This is a genomic window from Alcaligenes sp. WGS1538, assembly GCF_043187505.1.
Taxonomy (GTDB): Bacteria; Pseudomonadota; Gammaproteobacteria; order Burkholderiales; family Burkholderiaceae_B; genus Alcaligenes.
Map to the genome: position 1 here is coordinate 1,724,716 of NZ_CP171109.1, position 24,548 is coordinate 1,749,263.

A 24,548-nucleotide genomic window follows, 5' to 3' on the forward strand; every position below is an offset into this window, starting at 1 on the left:
GTCATGCCTGGTACCGCGTATTGAACATTTGCTGCGTGGCAGACAGCTCCTGGTTCAAGCTTTTGCCGGTTTTTAGCCGGTGTGCGGGCCCGGGTACTGTGGAAGCTGGTCCGTGATCACTTCCCAAGGCGCTTTCTCGGCCACGTACCTGTGCTCTTTCGCCAGTTTAAAAAAGGGCGTGTCCAGCGAGCCAAGCCGAATGCCCAGCAATTCCGGCCGCTCCGCCCGGAACGCATAAATAGGTGAACCGCAGTTGGAGCAGAAGGCCCGAAACATTCCCGGCGAAGATTCGAACTCTCGCAATAGGGCCGCACCCTCAAGCAAATGAAAGTGCTCGCGTTTCACCGGTGCGTTGGCTGCGTGGCTCGAACCGCTGGCCTTGCGGCAGCTTGCGCAATGACAATAGCCAAATTCGCCCGGCTCTTGAGTGAGTCGGTAGCGGACCTCCTGGCAAAGGCAACTTCCTTCATACATCAGCACGCTCCTGACCAAGACTGAGTTCAATGGCATAGGGACGCATCAGTCCATCAAGGATCGTGGAGGGAGGGCTGGCGCTGCGCTGATTCTGCGCTTGAAGGATGCGCTGCCGCAGTCTCAGTCCACGATCTGGTAATTGGCGTTCGGCGCCTGGTATTTTGCATTGTTCATCTGCGGCGTGACGGGATGCCATTCAAAGGCCGTTTCCGGCCGCGCCGTCGAGAGTAGCTCCAAGGCGGCTTCGACGCTGACATCGGGCGAGGTCCACTCGCGTACGGCGTCGGGCGTCAGCGCCATGGGTCGGCGCTTGTATCGCCCGTGCATCGGGCCCACGGCGTCGTCCGTGACGATGACGAAACCATGCTTGACGTCGTAATTTTCCCCCGGATCCCAGGCCGTGATTGCGGCGAAGAAAATCGGCTCCCCGTCTTTGGCATGTATGTACCAGGGTTGTCGCCGTTTCTGATTTCCAGGCCATTCGAACCAGCCGTCCACCGGGACGATGACGCGTCGATTCAGCAAACTGCGCCACATCCGCGATTTTTTCAGGATCTTGTCCAGGCGCGCGTTGATTTCGGGCCCGCGCCAATACCAGCGCGGCTTATAGCCCCAGAACAGCCTGTCGACCTGGTCGTGGCCGTTGCCCAAGCGGTGCAGGACGATGGGACAGGCGCCCGGGGGAATGTTGTATTTCAGACCGTCTCCCACTTCTAGCCGCGCGGGCTTCCATCCCGCCTTGGCTGCATAGGTCTCGACCGCGGCTCGCTGACTGAAACGTCCACACATAACGCTCTCCCTGGTAAAGGGCTAGTATTAAACGGTATGCCTGCTTATTCCAGGCGTCAACTTTCGGCTGCGGGCCTGTTGTATATGGCGGAGTCATTCTCTCGTATTGGCGCCATCTGGAGCGAATGGGCTGGCGGCGGACGTTGTTTCATTTCCTCCAAGCCTGCGGGTTGAATGAAACGCGGCCAAAGAGCGCGTCCTTAGGCTGGACCGCTTCGGGATAAACGGCAACAGCCCTCCTGTAGCTGCCTGCCATTGAGTGGTTCTTTCGTAGAATGGAAATCTTTTCCATTGAAACCCCGGCACCGGGCTGGGCAGGTTCCAATCTGTTGCGGTTATGGCAAGCATAGCTATGATGGTCTCGGTCACTGACAGGACTCCTCGCGGGCGGGGGCTATGGTGGCCGGCTGGCCGGTGTCATAGCCAGCAGCGGAGTGGCATTCAGCAGCGCGTCGATGGCACTGCCGTCGAACAGGTCAATACTGTCGTTTGGAATTATTGGCTTTGCATTCCATAGACGCTTTGCCCGCGCGCTGGTGTTCGTCGCTCGGCTGGGCCCGGACCATCGGCATGGAAGCTTGAGTCTGCAACTCATCATCAGGATGCAAAATAAATTGATCATCAAATGCTGTAGTGCTGCGCATCATGGTGTTTGTCCTCTTATTTATGGTTTTTCATCTGTTGGCCGGGTGGCGCTTATGGTTCCTTAGCGTCAAATCCGGTAACGACGTTCATAAAGCGTATTGGGCCGCATGTGCAAATCGGCAACGATGCTGATGGGCACCTCGCTAGTTGAATGCCTGCGGTTCTTGTGTTTGTGTTGCATCAAGCGAAGCGCCAGGTCATGGCGGGGAAGAAGCGAGAACCGGCATGGTTGCCCAATGCCTTCATTTTTTTACGGTAGCCGTAGCGCGTTCCTTTAGGGGGCGGTGGTGCCTCCGGTGCGACGCCGTCGGCTTGTCCTGATCCAGGAGCGCTTGCAGGCGCGTTTCATCTTGTACGCGCATGCCTCGCTCTTATTAGGCTTCGGCAGGGATTTTTTTCGGATGCGGGAGGTCTCATTAATATGCGCCGGATCTATTTACGGTGGTCCCGTCATTATTTTGTACAGGGCGGTAGCTGTTCGGCCTATGGCAGGCGTTTCGCCGTGTGATTAATGTAGGGATGGAAATGTAGGAGGGTTTGATATGGAACCAATGAGATGGCCCAGCGATTTTCCAAGCAAGCATGACAAGCCCGAGGATTACATGCCTGCGAGAAAGTAGGCTTGTGACGGAAAAAGCCGCCTTCAAGGCGGCTTTTTCATGGGACGCGGGACGCGCCGCCGACCGGGAGCGCGTGTGGGCGGCGATTCCGACTCTTGTCCCTTGGATGCGCCTGATGCGCGGCATTTGTGTGCCTGTTTGCCACACGGTCTCCGGTGTTTGCAATGTTTCAGTTTTATAACGCAATAAATAACAATATGATACTTAAGTTTCAAATTTGGGCTGTTTTTATCATTTTATGAGCAGGCTGTGCCAGTCGCGTGCTGCCCGGCGTCTTGCTCATGACGATGTGAATAAGGAAAAAGACGCGCATGTTTCTCAGCAACATGAAGGTTGGCAGTCGCCTTGGTCTGGCGTTTGGCCTGGTGCTCTGTATCACAATGATCATTTCTTCCATCGGGATCTGGCGACTGCAAAGCCTGGCCGATGTCACGGAGCAGTTGACCAGTGCCGACAATGAGCGCCTGCAGGCTGCGGTGCAGTGGCGCCACGCCATCGATCTGAACTGGGTGCGGACCTACGCCGCCTTGCTCGACAGCAATGGCAGCCATCTGGCGCAATGGCAGGCGGAAATGGACAAGACGTCCGAAGCGGTTCAGGACGCGCGCAAAACGGTCGAGCGTCTGATCCAGTCCGACGAGGGCCGGCGTATGCTCCAGGACATCGACAAGGCCCGGGAAGCGTATCGTTCGCCCCGCGCCGAGGCGTTCAAGCGCAAGGCGACGGGAGAGGACGTGTCGGCGCTGCTGGAGAGCCGCTTGAAACCTTTGGCGCAGACCTACAGCCAAGCCTTGCTGGCGCTGGAGCAGCGCCAGCGGATGCTTTATGAGAACGCTCGCGTGGAGGCGGCCGCCGCAGCGGCTCAAAGCCAGGTCGTGCTGATCGCGGTCACGGTGGCGGCCCTGCTCATCGGGGCTGGCGCCGCTTTTGTGTTGAGCCGTTCGGTGACGACGCCTTTGCGCCAGGCCGTGGACAGCGCGGGCCGGATCGCCGAAGGGGATCTGACCCGAACTATCCGCAGCAGCGGCAAGGACGAAGCGGCGGCCCTGCTCGATGCGCTGCGGCATATGCAAGGCAGGCTGGGGCAGGTGGTCGCCGGGGTGCGCGCCAATGCCGAAAGCGTCGCCTCCGCCAGCGCGCAGATCGCGCAGGGAAATCAGGATTTGTCCGCCCGCACGGAAAGCCAGGCCAGCGCCCTGGAGGAGACGGCTGCGTCCATGGAGGAGCTGGGAGCGACGGTGCGCCAGAATGCCGACAATGCGCGCCAGGCCAATCAGCTTGCCTTGACGGCGAGCACGGTGGCGGCGCAGGGCGGCGCGGTCGTCAGCCAGGTGGTGGAGACCATGCATGGAATCAATGACTCCAGCCACAAGATCGCCGATATCATCGGCGTGATCGACGGCATTGCTTTCCAGACCAACATCCTGGCGCTCAATGCCGCGGTGGAGGCGGCGCGCGCCGGCGAGCAGGGCAAGGGTTTTGCGGTGGTCGCCGGCGAGGTGCGTTCTTTGGCGCAGCGCAGCGCCGAGGCGGCCAAGGAGATCAAGCAGCTCATCACCGTCAGCGTGGAACGGGTGGAGCAGGGTTCGACGCTTGTGGACAAGGCCGGAGAGACCATGGACCAGGTGGTGCAGGCCATAGGCCGGGTGACGGACATCGTGGGCGAGATCAGCGCTGCCAGCAACGAGCAGAGCGTGGGAGTGGCCCAGGTGGGCGAGGCCGTCGCCCAGATCGACCAGGCCATCCAGCAGAACGCCGCCTTGGTGGAGCAAAGCGCCGCGGCCGCCGCCAGCCTGAAGGATCAGGCGGAGCAATTGGTCGAGGCCGTGGCGGTCTTTCGCATCGCCGCCCAGCAGGAGGGCGCCGCCAAGCCCGCTGCTGCCGTGACTGCCCAGGCCCAGGCAGGCGCTCCCCGGGCCTATGCCCTGGCCAAGTCAGGCCACGGACGGCTTTCCAGGATGTCCGCCATGTCCAAGGCGACGCCGGCCACGCCCGCCCTTGCCGGAGCCCCGGACGAGGACTGGGAAAGCTTCTGAGCCTGCTGCGCCAAGGTTAAGCATGGGGCCGGGGACGGGGCTGTTCCGGGCCCACCTGTCGATTTCGCCGCGGAATTGGCTACCCGGGCCCCGGCGGGCATGGAGGCGAGCACGGCACGAGCCGGCCGCGGCTCAGAGCGCCGGGATGCCCTGCATGTACCAGACGCTCGCGCCCAGGCCCGCCGCGGCGATGATGAGGCTGAGCGCGCGGTTCGCGCCCTGGGTGCGCCAGGCCAGGACGATGGCCAGCAGGGTGATGAGCGGCAACAGGACGAGAATGGGCATGATTCCGGTCGGCGGGGTAAAGTGACGGGTATTGCGCTTTTGGCGCCTGGGCTCGTGGACGCGGCGGCGGACAATGCACGCCTGGCGACGGAGCAGCGATAATACGACACCTTGCGTAATTCGTGTATTTCCAGCCGCCGCGTCGGCTGCCTGTTGTTCGACCCAAGCAGACATGACTTCTTCCATCTCCCGCCGTATCACCATCCGCGACGTCGCCAAGGCGGCGGGGGTGTCCCTGACCACGGTTTCCCATGCGCTCAATGACCGCGGCGTGGTCGATCCGGCAACGCGGGCGCGGGTCAAGCAAGTGGCGGCGGAGCTGGGCTACCGGCCTAATGTCCGCGCGCAGCGGCTGCGCTCGGGAGCGGCCAACAGCATTGCGCTGGTGTCGTCCATGCCGTTCGCCGTGTCGGGCGGCGTGTCGCGGCTGGGCTTCATGATGGAGGTGGCCGGCATCGCCGCCGAAGCCGCCATGCGGCGCGGCCTGGCCCTGGTGTTTGTTCCGCCGCTGGAGAGCGCGCAAGCCCTGCTGGAAGGACTGGACATCGACGGCGCCATTCTGATCGAACCGCTGGCTCAGGATCCCAACGTGCGACTGCTGCAGGAGCGCGGCGTGGCGCTGGTGTCCATCGGGCGCCAGGGCGGGACGGCCGATACGATCCCTTTTGTGGATCTTCAGTCCACGGCAACGGCGCGCCTGTTGCTGGAACATCTGTGGGATCAGGGGCGCCGGCATATCGCCCTGGTGCAGGGCAGTGCGGCGCGGGATTCCTACGCCAGCCACAAGAAGGTCTATGACGCGTTCGCGGCCTTGCGAGGCATGACGCCGCGTTATGCGGAGGTGGACGAGGCGCAGGGCGAGGAGGGCGGCCGGGCCGCCTGCGCGGCCCTGCTTGCCCGATACCCGGACACGGACGCCTTGTGCGTGCCGGTGGACGCCTTCGCCGTAGGGGCCCTGTCAGCCCTGCGGCAGGCCGGCCGAAAGGTGCCGCAGGATGTGATGGTGGCGACCCGCTATGACGGCCTGCGGGCCCGTACGGCGGAACCGGCGCTGACGGCGGTGGACCTGCACCTGGAGCAGGTGGCCATCCTGGCGGTGGACCTGCTTTTCGAACACCTGTCCGGCAATACTAGTCGTTTGCGGGCGGCGGGCCCTGAGCCTGAACTCAGGGCTCGCGCCTCCACCCAGGCAGCCGCCTAGCCGGCCGCCATCACGGCAATTCCCGACACCGTGGCGAACAGCAGCACGCCCAGGCGCAGGCGGCGCTGGTCCAGCCGATGATGCACCAGATGGCTGAGCGCCATGCCCAGCAGCAGGGCGGGTACGCACAGCAAGGCATAGCTCAGGTGCGACCAGGCCAGAGAGCCCGACAGCCCCAGCACCACCACTGAAATGACTTCCCCGACCAGAAAGCACAGGGCCACGGTCGAGCGCAGGGTGGCGACCGGGGCGTGCTGGTAGACCAGGGCCAGGGGCGGGCCGCCGATCCCGGTGGCGGTCTCCGTGATGCCCGTGACCAGGCCCGTGGCGATGAAGGCATTGCGGCCAGGTGTGAAGCTGGGCGCCAGCACGGAGGCCAGCACGGCCAGCAGCGTGCTGATGCCGACGAACTGATTCAGCCAGTAGGTGGACAGGACCAGCAGAATGCCCAGTCCGGCGAAGGTACCGACAAAGCGTCCCGCCGTGATCCAGGCGGTGCCGCGGCGGTCGACGGCGCTCCGTTCCCGCCAAGCTACATAGGCGTTCAGGGGCAGCATCAGGAACAGCAGCGCGCCGGGAATGGCCTGCGGGTGGACCAGGGCCAGCACGGGAACGACGATCAGGGCGAAGCCCATGCCGCTGGCGCCCTGGATAAAGGCGCCGGCCAGCACGGCCGCGAAGGCGGCGAACAATCCAGCCGTCATGCCAAGACCTGCTCGCGTTCAGCGCGCCGCGCCAGGTGTTCGGTGGACGGCGCATGGAGCTTGCGGATGTCCGCCTGCGCGATGGCGTGGCGGGCCAGCTCCCGCACCTCGTCCAGCAGGGGCTGAGGATCCCAGTCCACGGGCTGGCCTTCCCACAGGCGCAGCCGCCCTTGGACCACCACCGCGCGTATCTGGTCGCGCGCGGCCACGCGCACCAGTTCCCAAGGCAGGTCCCACGAGGGCGTCATCTCCGGCACCCGCAGGTCGACCAGCAGGAAGTCGGCCTGCGCGCCCACGCGCACCTGGCCGGTCTGTGCGCCAAGGCCGCATACCTGGGCGCCGCCGCGGGTGGCCATGTCCAGCCAGGTCCAGCCCGCGCCGCAGGAGGAGTCGCCCACCATCATGCCGAAAGCAAAGCGTTGCGCGGCCTCGGCGTAATCCATCATGCGGAAGGCATCGCTGCGGGTGCCGTCCGTACCCATGCCCAACCGTATGCCCTGGGCCAGCATGGCTTGCGCGGGCGCCACCGCATTGCCTTTCCAGGCGCTGGCGACCGGGTTGTAGGAGACGGCGGCGTCCAGGTCGGCCAGCAGGCGCAGCTCGCCTGGCGTGACCAGGGTGGCATGCGCCAGCAGGGCGGCCGGCCCCAGGGCGCCGATATGGGCCAGATGCTCGATGGGGCGGCGGCCATGCGCGTTCAGGGAGCGCTCCACTGCCACCAGGTGCTCGTTGGCATGAGTCTGGAATATGCGGCCGGCCTCCGCGCTCATGGCGTAGATGCGATGGAGCATGGCGTCGCTGGCCGCTTCGGGTATGGAAATGGCCAGCGAGGGGGTGATCAGGTCGTGATGTTCCCACTGGCGCAGATGGGTCTGCGCCCGGGACAGGATGGGGGCGGCCTCCAGCAGCGCGTCGCCCTGGCGATCGTTGCAGATCAATCCCAGCACGCAGCGTATGCCGGCGTCCGTCGTGGCCTGGACGATGGCGTCCAGACCTTCGCTTGAACGCGTACCGGCGTCGCAGACGGTGGTGAAGCCGCCGCGCAGGGCTTCCAGGGCCGCCAGCTTGGAGGACACGTACAGATGGCGCGCGTTCAGCGTGCTCTCCAGGGGCACCCAGACGCGGCGGAAGATTTCGGAGGGTTCGCCATAGACAAGAGATTTGCCATAGGACTGCGTCAGGTGGTGGTGGGCGTCGACGAAGCCGGGCATCAGCAGGTGGCCGGGCAGGGCCAGGCGCTGCAGGCCGGGGTGGCGCCCGATGACGTCCTGCGCCGGGCCGATGTCGGCGAAGCGGCCGGCGTCGATCACCACGGCGTGGCCGCGCACCGGCCCTTCGGGCAGCAGAAGATGGTCGGGTTCGAGAATCCGGGCCTGGGACAGGGAGACAGGTTCAAATGCGGGGGACATGGTCATGGTGAAGCTCGATCAAGGGTGAGGTGCGGGGGCGGCGGAAGGCTGGGCGGCGCCGCGGCCCAGATGGACGAACAGGTAGTTCAGCACGGCGGCCGTGACGGCGCCCATGGCCACGCCATTGGCCAGCAGCAGGCGCAACTGGGAGGGCAGCTGGTCGTAGATGCCGGGCACCACGATGGGCAGCAGGCCCACGGCCAGTGCGGTGGCCACCACGTACATGGCGGAATGATTGCGCAGGTCCACCTTGCGCAGCATGTCTATGCCCATGGTCCCCACGATGGCGAAGACGACCAGGCCGGTGGCGCCGATCACCGCGCCGGGAATGACGCTGATGAGTGCGGACAGGGGCGAGAAAATGCCGAACAGGATCAGGAACAGGCCCGAGACGGCCGTGACGTAGCGGGAGCGCACCTGGGTGGCGCGGATGATGCCGATGTTCTCGCCGCTGGTGATGATCAGGGAGGTGCCGAAGATGCCGCCCAGCAGGGAGGCCAGGCCGTCGCCGCGTATGGTGTTGGGTACTTCGCGCTGCTGCTCGGCCTCGCTTTCCTTGCCCAGCACTTCGTTGAGCGCAATGGTCTGGCCTGTGGCCTCCACCATGGAGATCAGCGTGAAGAGCAGCAGCGGCAAGGCGGCGACCAGGTCGAACCGCGGCGGACCGAAGGGGAAAGGAGAGGGCAGGGCCAGCAGGGGGCCGGCGCCCGGATCGCCTATCGTTACGTGGCCCATCAGCGCCGCGGCCAGAGCGCCGACGATCAGGCCCAGCAGTATGGCCAGCTGGCGGCACATGCCCTGGAGCAGGCGCGCGAACAAGACGGTGGCGGCGATCGTCACCAGGGCCAGCAGCAGGTTGTCGGTATTGCCGAATTCCGGCGTGCCGGGCGCGCCGGCGATCAGCTTGCCGGAGATCTGGGCCAAGTTCACGGCGACCAGCAGCAGCATGGTCCCGATGACCAGGGCCGGGAAATAGCGCAGGAAGCGCTTGAAGATGGGGACGATCAGGAAGTAGAGCACGGCGGCCAGGATCACCGCGCCGGAAGCGGTGGGCAAGTCGCTTTGCTGCGCGATCAGGATGAACAGGACGATGGGCGCCCCGCCAGGCAGCATCACGAAGGGCAGCCGCGCGCCTATCCCGCCGGGGCCGAAGGACTGGATCAGCGTGCCTATGCCGCATACCAGGAAGGTGGCGCTGAGCAGTTGGGTGGTCAGGGAAGCGTCAAGGCCCAGGGCCTTGCTCATCAGGAAAACGGCGGCGATGGGTGAAGCGGTCATCACCAGCACATGCTGCAGCCCGAAGGCGATCATGCGCTGGGGCGAATGCAATTCGTCCACCTGCGCGCATTGCGTGTGTTTCATAGTTGTCTCCTGCGCCGCGCCTTGCGCCTGGGAATGCCGCTGCGCGGTCCTTGTGGGCTTGTCATTGAAGTTCTTGGTTAAAAACGTTTTGGTTTGAATTTTATCGATAACCAAAACGTTTTGGTAGTGTAAGTTTCGCTAAACGAGCAGGCATTGGGTCGCGGTGATAGTCACTATCACGTTTGCAACAAGAGAGGAGGTATTGCTTCGTGGGGGGCTGGCCGGCGAACCGGTACGATGTTCCAATCGACGAAGAACATCGCTGGCGAAATGCGCGGCGGCTGGGCGGGCGGCAGCCTGCTCTGCCGATACCTGCTGCTTTTAATTGATTGATGAGGATGCAGAGCTCATGAAGATACGCTCTTATCGCGCGCAGGATGAGGAAGCAGTCATCGCGCTATGGAAGCAATGCGACCTGCTCCGGCCTTGGAATGACCCTGTCCGGGACATCGAGCGCAAAATGGGCGAGCAGCCCGAGCTGTTTCTGATCGGCGAGCTGGACGGCACTGTCATGGCCACGGCGATGGCGGGATTCGACGGGCATCGGGCTTGGGTCTATTACTTGGCGGTGGCGCCATCCCACCGTCAGCGCTCGTACGGCAGGGCCTTGATGGAGCGGATAGAAGAACGGCTGCGCGAGCGCGGCTGCCCCAAGGTCAACCTGCTGGTCCGAAGCTCGAACCGGCAGGTGCTGGATTTCTACCATCGCCTGGGTTATCGGCAGGACGACGTAGTCTGCCTGGGGCGCCGTTTGATCCCGGATTGAACGGGCTTCAGTTCCTGCGGACCTGCAGCTCGTATTCGGCCGGGCTGTCGTTGTTGTCCAGGCTCACGGCTTGCAGGAGGTATTCGCCGGGAAAGAGGAAGGCTTCCAGGCGGGCGTCGTAGCCGCCGCCGCTGTCGTCGTCCTGATGGATGTCCTGGCCGTCCCGGTTCAGCACCAGGTAGCTGTCGAACGCCTCCGAGCGCATGTCGATCAGGTACTCGCCTTCTTCTTCGATCGCCAGAGTGTAGATTTCGCGCTTGACGCCGGCCGGCAGTACGGCGTGGCGGCGTTCGCCGACCGCTATCGGTCCGCCGCCCGCGTTCGCGGGCGCCGGCTCGCCGGCCAGGGTCAGGGAAAACAGGCCGCCAGAAGCGCCTTGAGGCACGGTGACGGTATGGGTGCCTGCTGGGACGACGGCGCGCAGAACCTGGATCTGATCATCGCTGCGGCTGGTGGAGGACTGATGCAGGCCCATGTGAAAGCCGCCGCCGGCCCCTTGTGCATCCATTTCCAGGGTGAGCAGGGTGGGCTGCTCAAGGGCGACAGTGAAATTCTGTTCCGCTCCGGTCAACAGGCCGGTGTAGGAGAATTTGTCCAGGGACAGCCGGGCGCCGTCTTTCAGGTCCAGGTTCTTCGGCAAGGCTTCGCGCTGGACGCCCAGCGTGAAGGGCCCCTGGAAGGTGGACATGTCCGTCGCGGAGGTGGCGTGCAGGATGTAGCTGCCGGCCTTCAGGTAGGCTCGGATCCGGGCATTCTGCCGCCCGCCGCTGTCGTCATCCTCGAGGCGCAGCCGTTCGCTGCGTTTGCCGGGGCCCCTCAGGCGCAAGTAGGGATCCAGGGAGACGTGGTCGGCGTCCATGGTGATGGTGTACAAGCCGTCCTCGACAATATTCAAGCGGTAGGCTTTGAGTTTGCCCATGGCCAGGTCCGTCAGATTCTGTCCCGGCTGCAGGGGATCGCCCGTATAGGCCGGAAAGGCCCGGGCGGTCAGCTGGAAGGGGCCGTAGGCGCTGGCATCGATGCCGCTGACGGCGACCACGTAGGGACCGGTATGGTCGATCCGCAAGCCCAGCGTGGAGCCCCGATTCTGGTTCTGCTGCTCGTCGTCGCAGTACTCGCAGGCTTGTCTGCGCGCCACCAGGCGCCCATCGCGCAGCACGCTGATCTGCGACTGCAGCGGGCCGCTGGCAGTCAGGGAAATCAGCTGCCCTGCCTGGGCCTGGAGCTCGAACGCCATGCTGCGCAGCCCGTCGCTCAGGTTCAGGTGGCTCTGGCTGGTCAATTCGCCCGATGCGCCTTGGTCCAGGGTCAGACGAGGCAGTTCGTGCGCGGGGCGAGCAGAGAAAGGTTGCAGGTGGGTCAGGGCGACGCCGCCCGCGCCGGCAAGGGCGCCGACGATGGCGGCAAACAAGATGGCTGGCTTCACGGTAATGAATGGTTTGTTGTTTTTGAAAAAGAGGCGGCCGCAGGACCGCCGACAGTGTAGGCGATCAGGCCCGGGTGCGGAATGGGACGCGGCAAGGGATCGGTAAGCAGATGCTGCAGTTGCCTGCAAAGCCGATGCAGACGCGCTGGTCGATACATTCCCTGACCGGGCGGCAACGAACATCCCCTGGCCGGACGGCGTCTGCCGTCGGCAAAGCCCAATGCGGCTTGAGCCAGGGCAGGCTGTGACGCGATCCGGTCAGCGTGCCCTGGGATAGGCGCCGCCAGCGTGTTCAGTCGACGATGAACAGCCGCGCACCCGTAAGAGTGGAAGAGCGATGCGCCTCGGCGTTGTCGGCAACATGATAGGACTGCCCGGGCTGCAGGGTGAAGCGCCGCCCGTCTTGCAGTTCCGTCTCCAGCGTGCCCTCCAGGCACAGCAGCATATGCCCCTTGACGCACCAGTGATCGGCCAGATAGCCGGGGCTGTACTCCACCATGCGCACGCGTATGGGGCCGAATTGCTGCGTGCGCCACCAGGCCATGCCGTGTTCTCCTTTGTGTTCAGTGGGCGCGATGGCGCACCAGTCGACGGTACAGAAGGGCAGGTTGGCGATGTTCATCAGAGCGTGTCCTAAGTTGCGGATATGTCAGCATGATAGGCCAAGTCGCAGGGCTTGAGCGGCCCTTTGTCCGCGTGCCCAGTGGGCTAAGCAGATACAAGCCATTTCAATTTTGAAATTTGCTGACTATCCAGGGCGGCGCGCATATTGGACACTAGCGCCTGCGCGTCGACTTGGGCGCCATGGCATGGTTGGAACATCAAAGGGGAAGGACATGAACGCACGCGAACTATTCCTGGCCGGCCGCTGGAAACAGCGCTGGAGCCTGCTCTGCCTGACGGCCGTCCTGTCGGCCTGCAGTACGCCGCATGCGCCGGAACGCCAGGCGGTCGGCGCGGCGGCCCCAAGCATGGCGCCGCAGGCGGCCTCCACATTGGGAACGCAATGGGGCGAAGGACGCGAGTCGCGCATTTATACCGTCCAGGCTCAACGCATCGAGCCGGAACGGGATCTGCAGCAATTGCGCTACTCCGATGAGCGCAGCATCCGCCAGACTTTGGGAAGCGGGCTGGACGCGCAGCGCAGCATCCTGCTGGATCGGGGCAATGTGGAGTGGTCGGTGCAGGACGCGCGCGGCTTGCCCCTGCCCATCTACAGCACGCCCGGCCAAAAGAATTACCAGCTGGCGGGCAAGGCCGGGGAGCGCTATGTGCTGGTCTATGAGAATCGCAGCAGCACGCCTTACGAGATCGTCACCACCGTAGACGGCCTGGATGTGCTGTCGGGGCAGGCGGGCAGCCGGCGCAATAACGGCTATATGCTGCAGCCCGGCGCGGTCCTGCGCATCGAAGGCTTTCGAAAGAGCGCCGACGAGGTCGCCGCTTTTCGCTTTTCCGGCAAGGACAGGGCTTATGCCAGCCATGCTCTGGCGGGCGATTCCCGCAATATCGGCGTGATAGGGGTCGTGCTGTATGAGCTGCGGACCCATGAACCCGCCGCCGCCCCCAATCCTTTCCCCGCCGATTCCAAGGGCGGCTACGCCCAGCCGCCGCGATATTGAGGGCGGGCCTTGCCACCCGGGAGGGCTTCATGCCGGGCCGCGAGCCTGTTCCAGCAGCCAGCGGCGAAAGCAGTCGGCCTTGTGGGGCAGCCGCCCCTTGGGCGACACCAGATACCAGGTCCGTTCCGTCTGCACGCGGTGCGGGAACGGCGCCTGCAAGCATCCTTTTTCTATCATTTCCTGGATGAAGGGCGTCTGTCCCATCAGCGCCCCCAGTCCGGCCATGGCCGCCTGCAAGGCGACGGCGTGCGAATCGAACAGCATGCCTTCCTGCGGCAGGCGGTCCTGCAGACCCAGGGAGCCCAGCCAGCGCGGCCAATCCTGCGGTGAATGAGTGATGTGCAGCTTGGGCGCGGCCTGCAGGTCCGCCGGTTCGCGTATGCCGTGGCGCCGGATGAAGGCGGGGCTCATGACGGGCAGCATGTCGGCGCCGCAGAGATGGTCGAACTGGAATTCGGGCGCGTGGCCGTAGGGGCGGACGGCCAGGTCGCAGGATTCGTAAAGCTGCTGCAGGGGCAGCGTGCCTGACAGCAGGCACAAGCGTATGTCCGGATGCCGCTGCTGGAAGGAGGGCAGGCGCGGGACCAGCCAATGCATGGCGAAGTTGGGCAGCACGCTGAGCGTGAGGGTGGCATTGTGGCGTGCGCTTTGCAGGTCTTGGGTGGCAATGTCGATGGTGTCCAGCGCCTGGCGCAGTTCCAGCAAGTAGGCATGACCCTTGTCCGTCAGGGCCAGGGTGCTGTTCTGGCGCATGAACAGGTGCATGTCCAGCCAGGTTTCCAGTTGCTTGACCTGTTGGCTGATGGCGGAATGGGTCACGTGCAGTTCCTGCGCGGCGGCGGTGAAGCTCAGGTGACGGGCGGCGGCCTCGAAGGCGCGCACGGCATTCAAGGGGGGCAGGCGGCGTCGTTTCATGGCGGCTCGGTAAGCTTGACGGGTTGTTAGCTATTCTAAAGGCAATTGCATTCGCCGAAGGTTTTTCAAACGTTAGAATGGGCGCATAACAATTCCATACCGGGAGACATCATGAACCGAGCTGCACGGGTCCTGGCCCGATGCGGGCTGGCCGTCTTGACGGCGGCCGCCGCATCCGCCATGGCGCAGACGCCTTATCCGCAGGCGCCCATCACTGTCGTCGTGTCGTATGCCGCCGGAGGTACGGCGGACATCGCCACGCGCATCGTGGCCGAAGCCATGGGCCAGGAGCTGAAAACGCCTTTTGTGGTGGAAAACCGTCCGGGCGGCGGCGGCGCGGTGGGCGTGCAGGCGGCCTTGCGGGCCAAGCCGGACGGTTACACCCTGGTGTCGGGCAGCTCGGAAATATCCTTGGCCGCGACGGGCAAAACGCCTGCGCCGCAAGATGTGCTGGAGCGCCTGACGCCGCTTGCCCAGGTCGCGGTGGCGCCCATGGTGCTGGTGGCCCGCTCGGACCGGCCCGAATCCGTGCCGCAATGGCGGCAGCGCAGTCGCGACCCGCAGGATCGCGTCACCTATGCGACTCCGGGCATCCTGACGCCCATGCACCTGATCATGAGCAAGCTGGCGGACCAGGCCGGCATGTCGCCCCAGCATATCCCCTATAACGGCGGCGGCCGCGCCGTGGCTGACCTGATGGGCGGCCAGGTCGACCTGGTCGTGGTCGCGCTGGGAACCGTCATGGGGCAGATCCAGGCCGGGCAGGTCAAGGCACTGGCGGTGCTGAATCCGCAGCGATCGGGCCTGCTGCCCGGCGTGCCCACCGTCGGCGAGGCGCTGGACCAGTCTTTCGGCGCGATACCCCTGACCTGGTTTGGCTGGCTGGCGCCCGCCGGCACGCCTGCCGAGGTCCGGTCGCGGCTGGAGACGGCCCTGAAAACCGTGATGGCGCAGGAACCGGTGCGCGAGCGCCTGCTCCAGGCCGGCCTGGAGCCTCGCTTCCTGGAGGCGGCGGCGTTCCGCCGGGAACTGGCCGCCGAGGCCGAGTACTACCGCGATGCGGCCGAACTGGCGGCCCGGGCGCAATGACCTGTCCGCGCGGCGTTCAATCAAGGAGTAATGGCATGAATCCGGGTTTTCTGGTGCTGGACGACAAGGACAATGTCGGCGTGGCCTTGCGGCGCCTGGCCGCGGGCACGCGGCTGGACCTGCCTGCGTCCTGCGCCGCGCCGCACAGGGCTGCGTCCCTGACGGTGATGGAGGATATACCGATGGGACATAAGTTTGCCTTGTCGGATCTGGCGGCGGGCGATCCGATCCTGAAGTACGGCGCCGTCATGGGAGTGGCCACGGCGGCGATCGGCCAGGGCCGGCACGTGCATATGCACAATGTGGAAAGCCGGCGCGGCCGGGGAGATTTATCGTGAGCGAGACATTTCTGGGCTTCGCCCGCCCCGATGGCGGCGTGGGCATACGCAATCATGTGGCCGTGATCGCCGTCATGGACAACGTGAATCCGGTGGTGCGCCGCATCTGTGAACAGGTGGCGGGCACGGTGCCGGTCTGCGCCGCCTACGGGCGCGGCCAGTTCGGCGTTGACCTGGAGCGGCACGACCGGGTCCTGATCAATTACGGTTCGCATCCCAACGTCGCGGCGGCCCTGGTGATCGGGCTGGAAAGCGTCACCACGCGTCGCATCGCGCAGGCCATCGCCTTGAGCGGCCGTCCCGTGCGCAGCCTGGACGTGCAGAACGCAGGCGGCACGGTGCTGGCGGTGCAGCACGGGGTGCAGCAGGCGCTGGAGCTGGTGATCGAAGCCTCGCATCAGCGCCGCGAGCCTTTTGCGCTGAGCGAGCTGGTGATAGGCGTGGAGTGCGGCGCCTCGGACGCCACCTCGGGCCTGACCGCCAATGCAGTCACCGGCCTGGTGTCGGACTGGCTGGTGAGCCAGGGCGGGACCGTGATCCTGTCCGAGACCGACGAGATCGTCGGAGCCGAGCACCTGCTGGCCGAACGCGCCGCCACCCCTCAGGTGGCACAGCAATTGCTGGGCGCCGTCAAGCGGCTGGAGGCTTTGTCGGATTTCCAGGGCCTGCAGCTGTGGCCCCTGGGCGAAGACAATATCGCCGGCGGCCTGAGCACCGTGGAGGAAAAGTCGCTGGGCGCCATCCGCAAGGGCGGCACCAGCCCGCTGGTGGAAGTGCTGGACTATGGCCAGAAGCCCAGCCGCAAAGGCCTGGTCTTCATGGACGCGCCCGCGCCGGGCGTGGAGAACGTATGCGCGATCGCGGCTGGCGGGGCGCACCTGATCGTGTTCAACACGGGAGTGGGCAATCCCATCGGCCATGCCTTGAGCCCGGCATTGAAGGTCACCGGAAACCCGCGTACCGCCGAGGCCTTCCGGGATAATATCGACGTGGACGTCAGCGCCATCCTCAGCCGGGGACAGTCCCTGGAGGGCGCCGCCGACCGTTTGCGTCAGGCCGCCTTGCGCGTGGCCTGCGGCAGCCTGACGCGCAGCGAGGTGCTGGGCGATACGGAAATCACCATCTCGCGCATCGAGCTGGGCTTCGCGCGCCATTATGCCGGGACGGCCCAGGCATGAGCGTCGTGCATGTTCAGTACGAGCCCTTGCGGACCTGGTGCGCCCGGATGCTTCAGACAGCGGGCGTGCCCGCCGAGCAGGCCCGCGTGGCGGCGCATTACCTGTTGCGCACGGACGCCCGGGGCATTGCCACGCACGGCATCACCCGCCTGGCGTCCTATCTGGACAAGCTGGAGAGCGCCGAGGTCAATGCGCGGCCGGACCTGCGCGTCAGCGCGGACGAGGCGGGCGGCCTGCTCGTGCAGGCGGATGGAGCCCTGGGGCAGCTTGCCCTGCGGGCGGCGTTGGATCACGGCTTGCCGCTTCTGCGCAAGCAGGCCATGGCGGCGATCCGCATCCAGGCTTGCGGTCACCTGGGCGCCCTGGGCATGTATGCGCTGGAGGCGGCCGAGCAGGGCTTCTTCTGCCTGCTGGCCCAACGCACGCCGCCCCTGATGGGCATGCCTGGGTTCCAGGGACCGGCCATCGGCAACAACCCCTTCGCCTACGCCAGCCCCGTCGCCGGCCGCGATCCCCTGGTGTTCGACATGGCCTGCAGCGTGGCCGCCCGCGGCCACATCCTGCTCAAGGCCAGGGAGGGCTCCGCCATCCCCGGAGATTGGGCGCTGGATGCCCAAGGCAGGCCGACCACCGATCCGCAGGCGGCATTGCAAGGGTCCTTGCTGCCCAGCGCCATGCACAAGGGCATGGGTCTGGCCATGCTGGTGGAGTGCCTGGCAGGCGGCCTGGCCGCCAGCGCCGCAAGCGTTGCAGCCCTGGAGCAACCCGCTTTCATTCCGACGGCCGGCGCCATGGGCCGGCAAAGCGCCTGGATGCTGTTGATCGATCCGCAAGGCCTGAGCCAGGGGATGTTCGATGCATACATGGGGGCTTGGGCGGACAGCTACCGTCGCCAGGGCGGCGGGGAGGCGCGCCTGCCCGGCCAGCGCGGAGCGCGGCTGGAAGCCCGGGTGCGGGCCAGCGGCCTGTTGCCGATACATGCCAGCATCTACGAGGAACTGGTCTTGCTGGCGCATAGCCGCCGCGTGCCCCTGCCGGCTGCCGTTCCAGCCTCCGCCAGTGTTTGCGATGACCGCCTAGGCCTGGCCGGCTAGGGCTTTTTATTGGTCTTTCGAGGAATTCGGGGGGGGCCTCCGTGTTTGGCGAGCCGTTTGGGCCAAGCAGAGAGAAACTCGGATTCTCGCAAGGCAGGCCGGGGCAGACCGGCTTGGCTGGGTCTTTCGCCCGCGCTGCGCGCGGGTTCCCTGGTCAGGATACTGGGGCGGGCGGGGCGTAAACTCGCAGGGTGATTCGTCCACTGGACGAATCACAAGCGTCCTGCTTGATCAGCACGCCCCTTGCCTCCCGCCCCCCGCATCCCGCCTGCGGCGAAGGCCCTGACTCGCCCGCCGGCCCGCCGCGCCGGCAAGCCATCAGCCCCGACCGCTCTTTCTGCGCCTTGAACGGCGTCTTCAAAAAAACAGTTCGGCATTGACCGGGCAATCGGCCCCCGGATTTCTTCGAGGAACCTTTTTGTTTCTATGGAAGCGCTCCGGGCAGGGAAGACCACTCTTGGACTGCGCGGGCGCCTCTGGTAAGGTGGACCGGGACCGCTACTTCGCAAGGATCGCCCGTGCCCGTAGAGTTGAGCCATCCCGAACACTTCGTCCACGTTCGCATCATCATCGGCATGGTGCTCGGCATCAGTCTTTCGCGGTTGATCGTCGGCCTGTCCGAATTCATCCAGCACCCCAAGCGCAAGAAAATATATCCCATCCATCTGGGCTGGGTGCTGTACCTGTTTCTGACCATCATCCATTTCTGGTGGTACGAGTTCAGCCTGGCCAAGGTGCAGGTCTGGTCCTTCGAGCTGTATTTCTTCCTGATCTTCTTTACCAGCGTATTCGCGCTGATGGCGTCCCTGTTGTTTCCGTCCAGCATGGACGAATATCGGGATTTCGAGGACTATTTCCAAGCCCGCCGACGCTCCTTCTATATCCTGTTCGTCCTGGTGCAGTTCATGGACGTGGTGGATACCGCGCTCAAGGGCAAGACCTATTTCCTGAGCCTGGGCATAGAGTATCCGCTGCAGCAGGGCGCCCTGATCCTGCTGGCCCTGGCGGCAATCGTCGTGCCGGGCAAGCGCTACCAGGCGGTTTTCGTCTTTCTGGCGCTGATCTACAAAGTATTGTGGATTTTTCGCCTGTATGACGTCCTGGACTGAGCGGCGGCCAGGGCTCAGAAGCGGGGGTGCCAGGTCGCCATGTATCGAGGCAGGGGGCCGCGCAGCAGGCGGTGCTCTTCTTTTTCCATGTCCAGATCCAGCAGCGCATCGCCGCACAAGGCGTGTCCGCCGTGGTCCCAGCGCAGGACCTTTCTGCCCTCGGGGCGTAGCGCATAGCCGTCTATCGGGCCTTCCGCGCGCCGGGTGATGGCCGTCACGATGACCGGAATGCCGCCTATCGTGACGGTCTTGATGGGGGTTCTGAGCTTGGCCATGATCCGCGATCTGGTATGGGGGCGAACGATTCCATTCTATGCCCCGCAACTGGGATGTCCATGTTTGCGCCTCCCCCGTTTGGGGGAGGACGGCGCACGCGCCGGCAGGCCGGGCGCATCGCGATCAGAAAGGCCGATGTTCCGTCGCGCCTAGAGTCCGCCGGATACGGTCAGTACTGTGCCGGTCACGTAGGACGCCTGCCCCGACATCAGCCAGGCGACAGCCTGGGCGATTTCTTGCGCCTGTCCCGGACGTTTGAGCGGTATGCGGGCGGCGACGCGCTCGGGGCGGCCTGGTTCGCCGGCGCGGGCATGGATGGAGGTCAGCACGGTCCCCGGGGCGACCACGTTCACATGGATGTTCTCCTGGGCCAGCTCTTTGGCCAGGCCCGTGCTGAAGGATTCGAGCCCGCCTTTGCTGGCTGCATACGCCACGTATTCATCAGGCGCGCCCAGCCGGGCCGCAATGGATGAGATATTCACGATATGCGAGCGCTGCGTGCGGCCCTTCCAGCGCCGGGCGGCTTCACGGCACAAACGGATAGGCGCCAGCAGGTTGATGTCCAGGATGCCGGCCAGGTCCGCGTCCTGCAGCGCTTCCAGGCGTCCCAGAGGCCCGGTGATGCCGGCATTGTTGACCAGTCCGCCGACATGGCCCATTTCCTGGGCGGCATCGAAAATGAGGTCCGGCGCCTGCGCCTGGCGTATATCGATGCGCAGGCTCCGGCAGGCCGGCCCCTGGTTGTTCAGCCGGGCCGCCAGTTCAGGGCCATCGCTCTCGGCGCTGGAATAGGTGAAGAGGATCGGATGTCCCCTTTCGTGCAAGGTCCTGACAATTTCCGCTCCTATGCCGCGGCTGCCGCCGGTCACGATGATGACGGACTGGCTGGATTGAAGCATATCCAAGGCAAGACTCCTTGATGCATGAATGGACAAACCGAAATTATCGCATTGCGCCGGGCTGGCGAGACGTCATTGCCCGAATTTGCTGTCGTCCAGGCCCGGTCGCAGTACACTGGCCTTCAGTGATCAGCCAGGAGAATGCCATGACAAAGTGGGGAATCGTGTGTCTTTCGGCGGCCTTGACCGCCTGTGCGAGCAGCGAATCCGCGGCGCCTGCCCCGATCGGCATGCCCAACCCGGCCTCGGCCTATTGCCTGGAGCAGGGAGGCAGCCTGGAGATCGTGACCAGGCCGCAAGGCCAGGTGGGCATGTGCACGCTGCCGGATGGCACGGTGGTCGAGGAATGGGAGCTGATGCGCCGCGATCATCCCGCCCGGCATGGATGAGGGGCGCGCCATGAAGGAAGCATCGGCGGCTGGCCGCCTCCAGGACGAGTTCGAGGTGAGGACGCATGAAGCCCTGCTACAGTTGTACGGCGAGCCGGCGAAAGCGTCGTTGCGCAAGGAGATGCGGTGGAGACGGTGTTCTTCCAGTGCTCGCGCGCGACCTTGCGCGCCCGCTTGTGGAAGAGCCACGCGCATGCGCAGCCGGGCAGCCTGCCGAGCGCGGGAACGATACTGGAGGCGCTGAGCCAGGCGCGCATCGACGGGCGGCGCTATGACGCCGAACTGCCCGAGCGCCTGCGGCAGACCTTGTATTGAGGAAAGCGTGCCGACCGGCGCTTATGCCCGGCAAAGGAGCGAGTCATGAAGCAGATCGCATATGGAGCCCGGAGGACTCTGGCCGCCGGTGTTCTGATGGCGTTCGGTCTGGGCGCAGCGGCGGCAGCCGCGCCTCCGGGCGCCGCCGCAAGCGATCCCGCCCGACTGGGCTGGATGCAGGGTTTTCCGCCGCCGGCCGAGCGCATCATCCGCTTTGCCGACGGCAGCTATTTCCAGTTTCCCGCCTTGCGCTGGAGCGTATCGCATTTCCGCGAGCTGATGCCCACCATCAATGTGTCCCGGGGTTTGGGCGCGCCGGTCGCCTTGCCGCGCGCCGAACGCAGCGACATCGATTCCCTGATGTTCACGCCGCTGGGCGCGTCCGAGCCCATGAGCTGGGCGCAGTCCCTGGATGCGACCTACACCGACGGCATCGTGGTGCTGCATCGCGGGCGCATCGTCTATGAGCGTTATTTCGGCTCACTGACCGAAGCCGGCCAGCACGCCGCCATGTCGGTCACCAAATCCGTCATGGGCACGCTGGGGGCCCTGCTGGTGGCCGAAGGGCGACTCGACCCGGCCGGTAAGGTGGCCGACTACGTGCCTGAGCTGGCGGCATCGGCTTTTGGCTCGGCCACGGTGAGCCAGATCCTGGACATGACCACAGGCCTGGATTACAGCGAGGATTATGCCGACCCCCACGCCCAGGTATGGGCGCACGCGCGTGCGGGCAGCCCCTTGCCGCCGCCGCCCGATTACCGGGGGCCGCGCTCCTACTACGAGTTCCTTCAGACCGTGAAGCCGCAAGGCAGGCACGGCGAAGCCTTTGCCTACAAAACGGTCAATACCGATGTGCTGGGCTGGATCATGGCGCGGGTGACCGGCAGGAATGTGGCGCAGCTGCTGTCCGAGCGCATCTGGAGCCGCCTGGGCGCCGAACAGGACGCCTATATGACGGTGGACTCCATCGGCACGCCCTTTGCCGGCGGCGGCTTGAATACCGGTCTGCGCGATCTGGCGCGCTTCGGAGAGATGCTGCGCAACGAAGGCCGGTTCAACGGCCGGCAGATACTGCCCGCACAGGTGGTCAGGCAGATCCGCGAAGGGGGCGACCGGAAGGTCTTCGCCAAGGCGGACTATCCCTTGCTCAAAGGCTGGAGCTACAAGGACATGTGGTGGGTGACGGACAAGGAAGGCGGCGCCTTCAGCGCACGCGGGGTGCATGGCCAGCGTCTTCATGTCGACCCCGCGGCGCAGATGGTGATCGCGCGCTATGCCTCGCATCCGGTCGCGGGCAATGCCGCCAATGATCCCGTGACATTGCCCGCCTTCGAGGCTTTGGCGCGGATGCTGCGCCAAATGCCGGATCGTCCCTGACGGCGATCAGGGCTGCAGCACGCGCTCGGGCTGGTCCGACAGTCGGGCGATCAGTTGCCGGCTCTTGTCGTTCAGACCTTGGAGGCGGACCTGGGCGCCGTGTTGGCCGTATTTTTCCAGCACTTTGTGCAGGCTCTCCACGGCGGTGATGTCCCAGACGTGGCAGCGGTCCAGGTCTATGTCGACGGCGGCGGGCGCGGCGCTGAAGTCGAACGAGTCGATGAACTGCCCGGCCGAGGCGAAGAACAACTGGCCGCGCACCGCATAGGTTTCGTGGCGGCCATCGGCCGAGACCCGACGCTGCACCGACAGCACGTCCTTGACCTTGTGCGCGAAGAACAGGGCGGAGAGCAGCACGCCGGTCAGCACGCCCTTGGCCAGGTCATGGGTCCAGACCGTGACCGCGACCGTGCTGAGCATCACGACGCTGGAGCTCCAGGGCATGATGCGCAGATTGCGGATGGAACGCCAGTCGAAGGTGCCGATGCAGACCATGATCATCACGGCCACCAGCGCCGCCATGGGAATGCGCCGCACCCAATCGCCCAGGAACACCACCAGCACCAGCAGCATCACGCCCGCCGTCAGGGTGGAGAGGCGGCCGCGGCCGCCGGCGCGGGTGTTGATGACGGATTGGCCTATCATGGCGCAGCCGGCCATGCCGCCCAGCAGCCCCGTGGCGAGGTTGGCCGCCCCTTGGCCCAGGCATTCGCGGTTCTTGTCGCTGGGGGTGTCGGTCATGTCGTCCACGATGGCGGCCGTCATCAGCGATTCCAGCAGGCCCACGACGGCCAGCGTCAGCGAGTACGGGGCGATGATGCGCAGCGTCTCCAGGTTCCAGGGCACATCGGGGAACAGGAAGACGGGCAGGGTATCGGGCAACTGGCCCATGTCGCCCACCGTGCGCACGTCGATCTGCAGCCATTGGGTCGCCAGCGTCAGGACCACGATGGCCGCCAGCGGCGAAGGCAGGGCGGTGGTCAGGCGCGGCAACAAGTAGATGATGGCCAGGCCGGCGGCGCACAGGGCGTAGACCGTCCAGGGCATGTTGGTCAGCTCCGGAAGCTGCGCCATGAAGATCAGGATGGCCAGGGCATTGACGAAGCCCGTCACCACGGAACGCGAGACGAAACGCATCAGGCCGCCCAGGCGGATCAGCCCCGCCAGCATCTGGAACAGGCCGGTCAGCAAGGTGGCCGCCAGCAGGTATTGCAGTCCGTGGTCGCGCACCAGCGTCACGATGACCAGGGCCATGGCGCCGGTGGCGGCGGAGATCATTCCAGGGCGGCCGCCCGCGAAAGCGATCACGGTCGCCATGCTGAACGAGGCATACAGGCCGATTTTGGGGTCCACGCCCGCAATGATGGAAAAGGCGATGGCTTCAGGAATCAGAGCCAGGGCGACCAGCAGGCCCGAGAGGAGATCGCGTCGGGTGTTGAAGAACCAGATTTGCTTGAGAGCAGACATTGAAATAAGGAGGAGGAAGAAGTGCAGGGCGAGTCGTATCGGCCGGTCCCGAAAGCGAGGCTGGCTTCGGCCATGGGGCAGGGGTTTTGGAAAGAGGCGACTATAGCATGGGCCGCCTGTCGACCGGCTGAAGCCGGCCTGGGAGGCGGCGCACGGCAGGGCCGCAAGTACGCATTGTTACAGCAGAGCTTCGCCGTTCTGTCAGAATCAGCGCCACGGAAGGAGGATCACATCATGATCAAGAAATGGCTGGCTGTGTGCGTTTTGCTGGGGTTGGGCGCTTGCGCCGTCTATACGCCCCACGGTTCCGTGGTGGTGGATCCCGACCGCCCGCATGGCAATGGCTCGTTCTGCCCGCCGGGGCAGGCCAAGAAAGGCAATTGCTGATAAAAAACGTCCCCTGGTCGGGGGCGGCCGGGATTCAGCGCTCGATGCGCACCTCGAAGTAGGCTTCTGATTCGCCCAGGTCGCGAAAGCCGTCCGTCATGGCGCGGGTGGCGGCGGCGATCCATTGCTTGGCCAGCGCGATATCGTCCGCGGACAGTTCCGTTTCGGCGGTCTCTTCCGCCAACTGCCAGGCGCGATAGGCCTGCACGACGGCCTCGGGGCCGCGCATGGCTTTTTCCAGCGCGCGCCGGAAACGTTCTTCGGCGTCGCGCCGGGCGCGTTCGGTGATATCAGAAGGGGCGTCGTGCAGGGTTATGCTGTAGGACATGTCGGGATCCTTTTTTATTGCTGTATGGATGAACAGTAATTTAGCACG

At 65.0% G+C, this 24,548-nt stretch carries 27 protein-coding genes; 13 read left to right on the forward strand and 14 right to left on the reverse strand.

Annotation, left to right across the window (positions count from 1 at the left end):
• Window positions 1-72: 72 nt before the first annotated feature.
• The 3 genes from ACF3ND_RS08095 to ACF3ND_RS08105 form a co-directional block, all read right to left on the reverse strand.
• On the reverse strand, window positions 73-474 hold the full coding sequence (locus ACF3ND_RS08095) for a GFA family protein (protein WP_394065564.1): 402 nt from the start codon (window positions 472-474) through the stop codon (window positions 73-75).
• 120 nt (window positions 475-594) lie between these two features.
• Complete coding sequence (locus tag ACF3ND_RS08100; protein ID WP_394065565.1) at window positions 595-1,263, reverse strand: SOS response-associated peptidase; 669 nt, start codon at window positions 1,261-1,263, stop codon at window positions 595-597.
• A gap of 476 nt (window positions 1,264-1,739) precedes the next feature.
• On the reverse strand, window positions 1,740-1,910 hold the full coding sequence (locus tag ACF3ND_RS08105; RefSeq protein ID WP_394065566.1) for a hypothetical protein: 171 nt from the start codon (window positions 1,908-1,910) through the stop codon (window positions 1,740-1,742).
• A gap of 929 nt (window positions 1,911-2,839) precedes the next feature.
• Here ACF3ND_RS08105 and ACF3ND_RS08110 point away from each other — a divergent pair.
• Window positions 2,840-4,564, forward strand: coding sequence for a methyl-accepting chemotaxis protein (locus ACF3ND_RS08110; protein WP_394065567.1), 1,725 nt, complete (start codon window positions 2,840-2,842; stop codon window positions 4,562-4,564).
• Between the two features lie 132 nt (window positions 4,565-4,696).
• Here ACF3ND_RS08110 and ACF3ND_RS08115 read toward each other — a convergent pair whose 3' ends face one another.
• The gene (locus ACF3ND_RS08115; protein WP_394065568.1) at window positions 4,697-4,849 is read right to left on the reverse strand and encodes a hypothetical protein; all 153 of its coding nucleotides are present in this window, start codon (window positions 4,847-4,849) and stop codon (window positions 4,697-4,699) included.
• 172 nt (window positions 4,850-5,021) lie between these two features.
• On the opposite strand from ACF3ND_RS08115, the gene ACF3ND_RS08120 reads away from it, so the two are divergent.
• Window positions 5,022-6,050 carry a LacI family DNA-binding transcriptional regulator gene (locus ACF3ND_RS08120; protein ID WP_394065569.1) on the forward strand — a complete coding sequence of 343 codons (1,029 nt, stop codon included), beginning with the start codon at window positions 5,022-5,024 and terminating at the stop codon, window positions 6,048-6,050.
• Here ACF3ND_RS08120 and ACF3ND_RS08125 read toward each other — a convergent pair.
• The 3 genes from ACF3ND_RS08125 to ACF3ND_RS08135 are packed head-to-tail and all read right to left on the reverse strand — an operon-like array spanning window position 6,047 to window position 9,525.
• Entirely contained in the window at window positions 6,047-6,754 is a 708-nt protein-coding gene (locus ACF3ND_RS08125) for a sulfite exporter TauE/SafE family protein (protein ID WP_394065570.1), read from the reverse strand. The two genes, ACF3ND_RS08120 and ACF3ND_RS08125, sit on opposite strands and share 4 nt — an antisense overlap.
• Window positions 6,751-8,169, reverse strand: coding sequence for an amidohydrolase family protein (locus ACF3ND_RS08130; RefSeq protein ID WP_394065571.1), 1,419 nt, complete (start codon window positions 8,167-8,169; stop codon window positions 6,751-6,753). Before ACF3ND_RS08130 ends, ACF3ND_RS08125 begins: the two co-directional genes overlap by 4 nt.
• A gap of 12 nt (window positions 8,170-8,181) precedes the next feature.
• A complete protein-coding gene (locus ACF3ND_RS08135; protein ID WP_394065572.1) occupies window positions 8,182-9,525 on the reverse strand; it encodes a uracil-xanthine permease family protein in 1,344 nt (447 codons plus the stop codon).
• Between the two features lie 349 nt (window positions 9,526-9,874).
• Here ACF3ND_RS08135 and ACF3ND_RS08140 point away from each other — a divergent pair, with 349 nt between their 5' ends.
• Window positions 9,875-10,291, forward strand: coding sequence for a GNAT family acetyltransferase (locus ACF3ND_RS08140; RefSeq protein ID WP_394065573.1), 417 nt, complete (start codon window positions 9,875-9,877; stop codon window positions 10,289-10,291).
• Window positions 10,292-10,298: 7 nt separating this feature from the next.
• On the opposite strand, the gene ACF3ND_RS08145 is transcribed toward ACF3ND_RS08140, so the two are convergent.
• On the reverse strand, window positions 10,299-11,717 hold the full coding sequence (locus tag ACF3ND_RS08145; RefSeq protein WP_394065574.1) for a hypothetical protein: 1,419 nt from the start codon (window positions 11,715-11,717) through the stop codon (window positions 10,299-10,301).
• Window positions 11,718-12,009: 292 nt separating this feature from the next.
• The gene (locus tag ACF3ND_RS08150; RefSeq protein WP_394065575.1) at window positions 12,010-12,339 is read right to left on the reverse strand and encodes a DHCW motif cupin fold protein; all 330 of its coding nucleotides are present in this window, start codon (window positions 12,337-12,339) and stop codon (window positions 12,010-12,012) included.
• Between the two features lie 214 nt (window positions 12,340-12,553).
• Here ACF3ND_RS08150 and ACF3ND_RS08155 point away from each other — a divergent pair, with 214 nt between their 5' ends.
• Entirely contained in the window at window positions 12,554-13,339 is a 786-nt protein-coding gene (locus tag ACF3ND_RS08155) for a hypothetical protein (protein WP_394065576.1), read from the forward strand.
• Between the two features lie 27 nt (window positions 13,340-13,366).
• On the opposite strand, the gene gcvA is transcribed toward ACF3ND_RS08155, so the two are convergent.
• The gene (gene gcvA, locus ACF3ND_RS08160; RefSeq protein ID WP_394065577.1) at window positions 13,367-14,254 is read right to left on the reverse strand and encodes a transcriptional regulator GcvA; all 888 of its coding nucleotides are present in this window, start codon (window positions 14,252-14,254) and stop codon (window positions 13,367-13,369) included.
• A 111-nt stretch (window positions 14,255-14,365) separates the two neighbouring features.
• Between gcvA and ACF3ND_RS08165 the strand changes: the two genes are divergently transcribed.
• The 5 genes from ACF3ND_RS08165 to ACF3ND_RS08185 all read left to right on the forward strand — a co-directional run bounded on the left by ACF3ND_RS08165 (window position 14,366) and on the right by ACF3ND_RS08185 (window position 19,062).
• Window positions 14,366-15,343 carry a tripartite tricarboxylate transporter substrate binding protein gene (locus ACF3ND_RS08165; RefSeq protein WP_394065578.1) on the forward strand — a complete coding sequence of 326 codons (978 nt, stop codon included), beginning with the start codon at window positions 14,366-14,368 and terminating at the stop codon, window positions 15,341-15,343.
• A gap of 35 nt (window positions 15,344-15,378) precedes the next feature.
• Window positions 15,379-15,681 (forward strand): UxaA family hydrolase, encoded by a 303-nt coding sequence (locus tag ACF3ND_RS08170; protein WP_394065579.1) that lies wholly within the window; start codon window positions 15,379-15,381, stop codon window positions 15,679-15,681.
• Complete coding sequence (locus tag ACF3ND_RS08175; RefSeq protein WP_394065580.1) at window positions 15,678-16,859, forward strand: UxaA family hydrolase; 1,182 nt, start codon at window positions 15,678-15,680, stop codon at window positions 16,857-16,859. The genes ACF3ND_RS08170 and ACF3ND_RS08175 overlap by 4 nt, the downstream gene beginning before the upstream one ends.
• The gene (locus tag ACF3ND_RS08180; RefSeq protein WP_394065581.1) at window positions 16,856-17,953 is read left to right on the forward strand and encodes an Ldh family oxidoreductase; all 1,098 of its coding nucleotides are present in this window, start codon (window positions 16,856-16,858) and stop codon (window positions 17,951-17,953) included. Before ACF3ND_RS08175 ends, ACF3ND_RS08180 begins: the two co-directional genes overlap by 4 nt.
• 518 nt (window positions 17,954-18,471) lie before the next feature.
• Entirely contained in the window at window positions 18,472-19,062 is a 591-nt protein-coding gene (locus tag ACF3ND_RS08185; RefSeq protein WP_394065582.1) for a hypothetical protein, read from the forward strand.
• Window positions 19,063-19,076: 14 nt separating this feature from the next.
• Here ACF3ND_RS08185 and ACF3ND_RS08190 read toward each other — a convergent pair whose 3' ends face one another.
• On the reverse strand, window positions 19,077-19,337 hold the full coding sequence (locus ACF3ND_RS08190) for a hypothetical protein (protein ID WP_394065583.1): 261 nt from the start codon (window positions 19,335-19,337) through the stop codon (window positions 19,077-19,079).
• Between the two features lie 150 nt (window positions 19,338-19,487).
• Window positions 19,488-20,237, reverse strand: coding sequence for an SDR family NAD(P)-dependent oxidoreductase (locus ACF3ND_RS08195; protein ID WP_394065801.1), 750 nt, complete (start codon window positions 20,235-20,237; stop codon window positions 19,488-19,490).
• 146 nt (window positions 20,238-20,383) lie between these two features.
• On the opposite strand from ACF3ND_RS08195, the gene ACF3ND_RS08200 reads away from it, so the two are divergent.
• The 3 genes from ACF3ND_RS08200 (at window position 20,384) to ACF3ND_RS08210 (ending at window position 22,318) form a co-directional block, all read left to right on the forward strand.
• Window positions 20,384-20,626, forward strand: a complete 243-nt coding sequence (locus tag ACF3ND_RS08200; protein ID WP_394065584.1) for a DUF333 domain-containing protein — start codon at window positions 20,384-20,386, stop codon at window positions 20,624-20,626.
• A 126-nt stretch (window positions 20,627-20,752) separates the two neighbouring features.
• On the forward strand, window positions 20,753-20,941 hold the full coding sequence (locus tag ACF3ND_RS08205; protein WP_394065585.1) for a hypothetical protein: 189 nt from the start codon (window positions 20,753-20,755) through the stop codon (window positions 20,939-20,941).
• 96 nt (window positions 20,942-21,037) lie between these two features.
• Window positions 21,038-22,318 (forward strand): serine hydrolase domain-containing protein, encoded by a 1,281-nt coding sequence (locus ACF3ND_RS08210; protein ID WP_394065802.1) that lies wholly within the window; start codon window positions 21,038-21,040, stop codon window positions 22,316-22,318.
• A 6-nt stretch (window positions 22,319-22,324) separates the two neighbouring features.
• Here ACF3ND_RS08210 and ACF3ND_RS08215 read toward each other — a convergent pair whose 3' ends face one another.
• Complete coding sequence (locus tag ACF3ND_RS08215; RefSeq protein ID WP_394065586.1) at window positions 22,325-23,785, reverse strand: SulP family inorganic anion transporter; 1,461 nt, start codon at window positions 23,783-23,785, stop codon at window positions 22,325-22,327.
• Between the two features lie 234 nt (window positions 23,786-24,019).
• Between ACF3ND_RS08215 and ACF3ND_RS08220 the strand changes: the two genes are divergently transcribed.
• A complete protein-coding gene (locus ACF3ND_RS08220; RefSeq protein WP_394065587.1) occupies window positions 24,020-24,172 on the forward strand; it encodes a hypothetical protein in 153 nt (50 codons plus the stop codon).
• Window positions 24,173-24,206: 34 nt separating this feature from the next.
• On the opposite strand, the gene ACF3ND_RS08225 is transcribed toward ACF3ND_RS08220, so the two are convergent.
• Window positions 24,207-24,500 carry a hypothetical protein gene (locus ACF3ND_RS08225; protein ID WP_394065588.1) on the reverse strand — a complete coding sequence of 98 codons (294 nt, stop codon included), beginning with the start codon at window positions 24,498-24,500 and terminating at the stop codon, window positions 24,207-24,209.
• Window positions 24,501-24,548 lie beyond the last annotated feature (48 nt).